We start from the raw sequence: 504 nt of genomic DNA on the forward strand, positions 1-504 counted from the left end.
AAATCCATTCCACTTACAAATCTTTTTTCTTTTTGATAAATTTCTTTATTATGAGCAAGATAGAAATTATATATAAACCTTGATATTCCTATAGTTTGATGTATTTTTATTTTTTGTGCTAAAGTAGGTTTAATCTCTATCTTGTAAGCTCTTTTCAATTTCTTCATCCTCCTTAATCTTTTTTTTATACTTTCTAAGACCATAAATTCTGCAACTAAAAACATGTAATATTGATATTTTATCTTGAACTGATTCTTCTTGAGGTGAAAAACTTTTATTATTAACAACTATTATTTTGACATCAAATTTTACTAAAAATCTTTCAAACCAATTGTAACCAAAACGTATAAATCTATCTTTATGGGTTATTAAAATAGAATCAATTTTATTTTCCATACATTCATCTAAAAGTTTATTCCATTTTTTTCGGTTATAATTTAATCCACTTCCTATATCAGATATAACGTCATCAACAATAATACCTTTAACATTTGCAAAATTCTT

The 504-nt window shown here is 23.4% G+C and carries 2 protein-coding genes; both read right to left on the reverse strand.

Going from position 1 to position 504, the window contains the following annotated elements; translation table 11 throughout:
• Positions 1 to 167, reverse strand: a 167-nt coding sequence (locus AZI32_RS17760; protein ID WP_206406662.1) for a helix-turn-helix domain-containing protein, incomplete at its 3' end; no start/stop codon positions are given.
• On the reverse strand, positions 130 to 504 hold a 375-nt coding region (locus AZI32_RS17765), incomplete at its 5' end, for an IS607 family transposase (protein WP_157451009.1). The genes AZI32_RS17765 and AZI32_RS17760, both read right to left, overlap by 38 nt.

It is taken from the genome of Clostridium sp. ATCC 25772 (assembly GCF_001573875.1).
Lineage (GTDB): Bacteria > Bacillota > Clostridia > Clostridiales > Clostridiaceae > Clostridium_J > Clostridium_J senegalense.